Raw genomic sequence first — 6,114 nt, 5'->3', positions numbered from 1 at the left:
GCCGAAGGCCGGCGCGCCCGACTTCATGTCGACATTGGAGGTGAAGCCGCCATAGCCGACCGGCGCGCCTGTCTTCACCATCTGCGCAAACGCGATGCCTGATAGCGCTTCCGCATTCTGCTGCACCAGCGCGCCGGCGATTGTGACAGGCGCCATCGCGCCCGACAGCGTGAACGGCGTGACGAGGACGACCTGGCCTTTGCTCGACATCTGGATGATGCCTTCCATCATCGGCACGTCGAGCTTGAGTGGCGAGTTGGTGTTGATGATGGTGAAGACGGAAGGCTCTTCCAGCATCTGCTCATGGCTGACGCCGCGCGCGATCCTGGCGATCTCGATGCCGTCGACATTGCGCTCCTTGCCGAGCGAATAGACGTGGAACACCTTGTCGGTCAGCATGGCGAGGTCGCGGATGCATTCCAGGTGCCGGACCGAGGGGTGGATGTCGATCGGCTCGACCGGATAGCCGCCGGTGCAGTTGAGGATGTTGTGCATCTGCGCCAGGCGCAGGAAGTTGCGGTAGTCGGCCTGGTTGCCCGGCCGGCGGCCGCGGTCGAGATCGGAGCAGTTGGGCGCCGAGGCCATCATCGAGAGGATCACGTTGTTGCCGCCGAAGCGCACATTGTGCGCCGGGTTGCGGGCATGCAGCGTGAATTCCGACGGGCAGTGCGAGATCAATTCGAGGATTAGGTCGCTGTCGAAGCGCACCCGCTCGCTGCCCGCGGTCACATCAGCTCCATGTTCCTTCATGATGCGGCGCGCTTCGTCATGCAGCACGTCGACGCCGATCTCCTTCAAGACCCGCAGTGAAGCGAGGTGGATCGATTCCAATTCGTCGTCGGAAACCAGCCTGGTCGGCGTGAGCGGATTCCTCAGCTGCCGGAAGGGCGGCTGCTCGAACGCAGCCGAGCCGCCGGCGCGCTTGCCCGCGCGGCCACCACGGCGGGCGCGATCGGTTGCCAGTGCCGGTTCGGCGGGGTGGAGGGCAGCGGTCATGAAAAGCCTCATGGGATGCGAAAGTGAGCGGCATAATGGACCGCCGCCAATGCCGCCGGTAAGGAGGCGGCGACCACTAGGATTAGGGAAGCGACATGACGGAAGGGCATCCGATCGCCTGCCGTCCCGCAACGTGAAGCCTGTTACAGTTCCGTCTTTTACTTCCGCTATACTTGTGCGCCGAGCATCTCGAGGGGGTAGCGATGCCTGATGTCATCAAAGTGCGTGCGGCGACCAACAACGAGGTCGCGTTCCTGGCGTGGGATATTGACGGGATGATCCCGGGCTGCCTCGGCTTCGAGATCGTCCGCCTCTATCCCGACACCGGGGAGGAGCGCTGCCTGGCGGCGTGGGTGCCGTTCAAGGGACAGCGCAATCCAAGGTGGATACCCCAGGACACCGGCGTCTGGCCGGTGCAGAAGACCTTCTGGCGCGACCTCACGATGCGCCGGCGCCGCGACAGCATCGATCTGAGGCCGGAAGGCGAGATGATCGCCTATCGCGTGCGCCCGGTTGGCGACATGAAACCGGGACTCGAACCGGTGCCGGTGTGTCCGGACCAGGTGGTGGACGGCAAACCTGCCTATGCCGGAACGCCGCGGCCGCTCGGCTATCTCGGCCAGGGCGCCGTCAGCCCGCCGATCTTCCTCGGACAGATGTTCGGCAAGGCGCGGGTCGCCTTCACCAATGGTGTTTTGTCGACGCAGTGGATGTCGCGCGCACTGGCGGAAGCCGGCATCAAGGTCGGGCAGCGCGATAAGATCAGGGCGGAGCTGCAGAACCCGGCGAGCAAGATACGCGCCTATCTGCATGGAGATGTGCCTGATGTGCTGACCAGCCTGATGAAGCGGGCCAAGGCCGAAGGTGGCACCGTCAGGCTCGCGCTCTATGAGCTTGGCGACGACGAATTGTGCGACGCGATCGTCGCCGCCAAGGATGTCGTCGAGGTCATTCTTGCCAATTCGGGCAAAGACGACCAGACGAAGGCCTGGGATTTCGGTAACGCGCCGTTCAGGAAACGCCTGCGCGACGCTGGCGTCACGGTGACGGACCGCCTGTTCAACAACAACCATATCGGCCACAACAAGTTCGCCGTCTACCGCGATGCCCAGGGCAATCCACAGGCGGTGATGACCGGCAGCACCAACTGGACCTCGACCGGCATCTGCGGGCAATCCAACAACGCCTTCATCCGCGACGACCCGGCGATTGCGGAAGTGTTCAATGCCTATTGGGAGCGCATGAAGGCCGACGTCTTCCCACCGCCGGCGAGCGAAAGTGCCGCCGGACATGTGGCGCAAAAGCAGGGCGTGCCGTTTCGCGCGGAAAACCACATTTCGAACCCGCTGAACGGCGCCTCGGCACCGCTGGACGGCATGACGGTGTGGTTTTCGCCGAACGATCCCGAGCGTAGCAAGAAGGATATCTCGGTGCGCCCGGTCGACCTCGCGGACGTCTTCGCCCGCATCAAGGCGGCGAAGCGCGCGGTGCTCTTCCTCGTGTTCAATCCGTCGCGGCTCGGCGAGAACTCGATCGTTGACCAGGCGGTCGCGGCGGCGAATGCAGATCCGAAGCTGATCGTGCAGGGTGCGATCAGCGACGAGACCGCCATGCCCAACTATGTCGCGCCGACCAAGGATCCGGTGACTCACAAATCGAACAAGGACGGCAAGTCGCCCTTCGTCTATCCGGAGAAGGTCTGGGAGGCGCCGAACGTCTCGATCGTCAGGGCGGCAAACCTGACCGGCGCCACAGTCGCCCGCGATTTCCAGGCGGAGGTGCTGACCGTTGGCCACGCCATCGTGCACGACAAGATCGTCATCATCGATCCGATGGAGGACAATGCCACCGTCATCACCGGCAGCCACAACCTTGGCTACAAGGCGTCGTACGAAAATGACGAGAACCTGGTCATCGTCGAAGGCGACAAAACCTTTGCCGCCGCTTATGCGGTGCACATGCTCGACGTCTTCGACCATTACAAGTTCCGCGCCTGGCGCCGGACAATCGGAAAGGGGCCTTCGGCCGACGACGGGATTTCCATCGACGACAAGTGGCTGAAGCCCTATGCCGACGGCAAGAAGGGGGCGATCGCTCGCTATTTCCCGTAGCCTTTGTCCGCGTGCCTTCCATGCGCAGTGGCCGTTGGCCGGCAATGCCGCCTTCTCGCTGACGTCGGCGCCGGCGGCATTGTCGACCCGCCCGGCGGCGGGGCGCTGATGCAGGCAATCGGCCCGCTTGGCCTGCCGGCGGTGATCGTCGGGCTCGATGCGCTGCTGGTGGGTGTTGCGCTCTACAGGTCGGCCAGCCGCGAAGTTCCTGACAGGGTTTGGCTGGAGCAAGCGGTTTTCGCGGGCGAGGGGGTTACGGCTGTTCAGCCGAACCGCTAAGGCTGCCGGCGGAGGAATGGCCATGAGCGCTGCGGAAACGAACAGCGACGAGACAATGCAATGGGCGGCGATCACCGGCGTGATCGCGACCGTCTCGGTCTTCGCCATAGCGCAAGGTTTAAGCTACCCGCTGCTCAGCTTCATCCTGCAGCGCCAGGGCATCTCGCCGGCGATGATCGGCCTTTCGGCGGCGATGACGCCGATCGGCTTCATCCTGTCCTCGCCGATGATCCCGGCGCTGGCGCGCCGTTTCGGCCCAGGGCGGACAGCACTTACCTGCGCCGCGCTTTCCGCGCTCGCGCTGGCGCTGGTCGGCTGGACGCAGAACGTCTATCTGTGGTTCCCGCTGCGCTTCCTGATCGGCGTCGTCACCAACCCGCTCTATGTTCTCAGCGAAATCTGGGTGATCGCGCTGGCGCCACCGTCGCGCCGCGGCCGCGTCATGGGCGTATATTCGACTGTCATTTCGGCCGGCTTCGCCACAGGTCCGCTCTGCCTGCTTGCGGTCGGCACCGAGGGCTGGCCGCCATTCCTGGTCGGCATCTCCGCGTTTGTCTTCTGCGGCGGCTGCCTGGCGCTGGTGCTCGGGCGCCTGCCCAAGGTCGACGAGGCCGGACACCAGGTTTCGGTGATGGGCTTCATGCCAAAGGCATGGCTGCTGCTCGCCGCCGTGGTCGTGGCCGCCGGCTTCGAGCAGGCGGTGCTGGCGCTGCTGCCGGTCTACGGCACCCACTACGGCATTGCCGAGGCCAGCATGTCGGCGCTGCTGTCGGCGATGATCGCCGGCAACATCGCCATGCAGGTGCCGCTCGGCCTGCTGGCCGAACGGCTGACGGCGCGCCTGGTGCGATTCCTGTGCGTGGCGCTCACCGTGCTCGGCTGCGTGCTGTTGCCGCTGCTCATCGAGACGCCGTTGATCTGGCCCTGCGTGTTCATCTGGGGGGCTGTCTCCTACGGCATCTATACGATGTCGATCATCGAACTCGGCGAGCGCTTCACGGGCTCGGCGCTGGTCGCCGGCAATGCCGCCTTCTCGCTGATGTGGGGCGTCGGCGGCATCCTGGTGCCGCCGCTCACCGGCGGCGTCATGGATGCGATCGGCGCCTCCGGTCTGCCGATCACGCTCGGCACGATTTGCGCTGCGCTGGCGGTGGCGACCGTTTTACGCAGGCGTGTGGTGTGAACGAAAGGCCGCTTTCGTCGCGACAAGCTGTCGTTGCCATCTTGAATGTGGGCGTCCGTGAGGCGATGTAGGCGAAACCGCCTGACAATGCCTTCGGAGATCGCGCGTGACCCAATCGACGACAAAGAGCCAGACTGAACCGGCCGCCCACGATCCCTATCTCTGGCTGGAAGACCGCAGCAGCAAGGAGGCGCTCGACTGGGTGCACGCTCAGAACGGGGTCACCGTCGTCGAATTGCAGGGGGATCCCGGCTACCAGGCTTCGTTCGAAACCGCGCTCGACCTGATGACGGCCGAGGACAACATCCCGGTCGGAGCGGCAATCAACGGCCATGTGTACAATTTCTGGCAGGACAAGACCAACGTGCTGGGCCTGTGGCGCCGCACGACGGTCGCTTCCTACAAGACCGAAAAGCCCGAATGGGAGACGATCATCGATTTCGACGTGCTCTCGGCCAAAGAGGGCGTCAAATGGGTGTTCAGCGGTGCGAGCCGGCTTTACCCGGATTTCAACCGCTGCCTGGTGAGCATGTCGCCGGACGGCGGCGATGCCAGTGAAATGCGCGAATTCGACATCGCCGCGAAGTCCTTCGTCGAAGGCGGTTTTCGTGCGCCCGCCTCGAAGTCGGGTTTTTCCTGGCTGGACGAGGGCACCGTCATCGTCTCGGCGGCCTTCGAGGAGGACGACAAGACGCAGTCCGGCTATCCGCGCGTGGTCAAGCTGTGGAAGCGCGGCACCAGGCTTGAAGACGCCACGCCGATCTTCGAGGCCGACAAGCAGGATCTTGCGGCTGGCGGCGGGGTCGAGATCGACGGCAACAGGCGGCATCTGTTCCTGGCCCGCACCATCGACTTCTTCTCCTCGCACAGCTTCCTGCGGCTCGCTTCCGGCGAGAACCGACGCATCCCGCTGCCAGACGACGCGACCGACACCGCGATCTTCCACGGACAACTCGTCTTCGGCGTGCGCAGCCCGTGGACGGCGCCGGACGGCACGCGCTGCCTGCCCGATGGGCTTTACTCACTGGATTTCGGACGTTGGATCGACACCAGCGTGCTGGGACCGGTCGAAACCGTACTCGCGCCGGCGCCTCGCGTTTCGATCGCTGGGTTGGCCCGCACCGATCAGCGGCTGTTCATCAACCTGATGGACAATGTGTGCGCGGTAAAGTCGTCGCTTGCGACCGGACGGGAAAAAGCTGGTCGCTGAAGCCAGTCGGTCTGCCCGAAAACGGCAATGTTGGCATCAGCCATGCGGAGCATTTCGGCGCCAGTGTCTCGTTCTCCTTCACCGATTTCCTGACGCCGAGCTCGATCATCTGGTCGGACGACGACGGCGAGACGCTGAAGACAGTGAAGGCGCAGCCGGCGCGCTTCGATGCCTCGCCCTTCATCTCCGAACAGTTCGAGGCACGCTCGAGCGATGGCACGATGATCCCCTATTTCGTGGTCAGGCGGCGCGACCAGGGCGGACCGGTGCCGACGCTGCTCTACGGCTATGGCGGCTTCGAGGTGCCGCTTCTGCCGGGCTATGCCGGCGTGCGC

4 protein-coding genes and 1 pseudogene are annotated in these 6,114 nt (G+C 64.4%); 4 read left to right on the top strand and 1 reads right to left on the bottom strand.

Going from position 1 to position 6,114, the window contains the following annotated elements:
• A partial coding sequence (locus EN742_RS20820; RefSeq protein WP_189375493.1) for a trimethylamine methyltransferase family protein occupies positions 1-996 on the bottom strand: 996 nt, incomplete at its 3' end.
• A 203-nt stretch (positions 997-1,199) separates the two neighbouring features.
• Between EN742_RS20820 and EN742_RS20815 the strand changes: the two genes are divergently transcribed.
• The 4 genes and pseudogenes from EN742_RS20815 to EN742_RS20800 form a co-directional block, all read left to right on the top strand.
• A complete protein-coding gene (locus EN742_RS20815) occupies positions 1,200-3,107 on the top strand; it encodes a phospholipase D-like domain-containing protein (protein WP_126054114.1) in 1,908 nt (635 codons plus the stop codon).
• Positions 3,108-3,215: 108 nt separating this feature from the next.
• Positions 3,216-3,386, top strand: coding sequence for a hypothetical protein (locus tag EN742_RS39490; RefSeq protein ID WP_245455449.1), 171 nt, complete (start codon positions 3,216-3,218; stop codon positions 3,384-3,386).
• A 22-nt stretch (positions 3,387-3,408) separates the two neighbouring features.
• Positions 3,409-4,569, top strand: a complete 1,161-nt coding sequence (locus EN742_RS20805; protein WP_126054115.1) for an MFS transporter — start codon at positions 3,409-3,411, stop codon at positions 4,567-4,569.
• A gap of 106 nt (positions 4,570-4,675) precedes the next feature.
• A pseudogene (locus EN742_RS20800) lies at positions 4,676-6,114 on the top strand (S9 family peptidase); the annotation flags it as partial.

The sequence above is a fragment of the Mesorhizobium sp. M4A.F.Ca.ET.020.02.1.1 genome (genome assembly GCF_004022645.1).
Lineage (GTDB): Bacteria > Pseudomonadota > Alphaproteobacteria > Rhizobiales > Rhizobiaceae > Mesorhizobium.
The sequence above is the reverse complement of the archived record's forward strand: the minus strand, read 5'-3'. Positions and strand labels throughout refer to the sequence as shown.